The organism is Pseudomonas luteola NBRC 103146, from assembly GCF_002091675.1.
Lineage (GTDB): Bacteria > Pseudomonadota > Gammaproteobacteria > Pseudomonadales > Pseudomonadaceae > Chryseomonas > Chryseomonas luteola.
Genome location: NZ_BDAE01000099.1, coordinates 1 through 611, shown reverse-complemented (window position 1 = coordinate 611; position 611 = coordinate 1). Strand labels below are relative to the sequence as shown.

Genomic DNA, 611 nt, shown 5'->3' with positions numbered 1-611 from the left:
TCGGGTGGATCGGCGCAAGCGGCTCGACTCCAGGGCATTTGCGCAATATGTACAGGAGCAGCTCGAGCCTGTCGAGTGGGTGATGGAAGCCTGTGGCACCGCTCACCATTGGGGCCGGTTGATGCAGGAGAAAGGGCATCGTGTCGTGCTCTTACACCCTCGTTACGTGCGCCCGTATCGGCGACGCAACAAGACAGACCGCAACGACTGTGACGCCATTCTGGAAGCAGCGCGCTGCCAGGAAATCCGCCCGGTTCCGGTCAAGAGTATGCAGCAACAGCAGGTGCAGCAACTCCACAAGCTGCGCGAGGGTTGGAAGAAATCCCGTGTTCAACGCATCAACCTGTTGCGCGGCATCCTGCGTGAAGCAGGGGTTGACGCACCGAACGGCATCAAGCCTTTTCTGCGCCAGACGTGCGAGCTGATCGAGCGGCCCGAGGTACGCGCCTTGCGCGGTGCATTGCAAGTGGTGCTGGCCGAGATCAACTTATATGAACAGTCGATGCGCGAGTGCGAGGAGCAACTGGCACGCTGGCATGCTGATGACGAAATAGTCCATAAGCTCGACGAAGTCAGTGGCATTGGCCTGCTGACAGCCAGTGCGTTGAAGA

General features: G+C 59.4%; 1 protein-coding gene. It reads left to right on the top strand.

All coding sequences use genetic code 11. From position 1 onward, the window contains the following. The coding region (locus tag PLU01S_RS25260) for an IS110 family RNA-guided transposase (RefSeq protein WP_139804014.1) at nt 1-611 on the top strand (611 nt) is incomplete at both ends.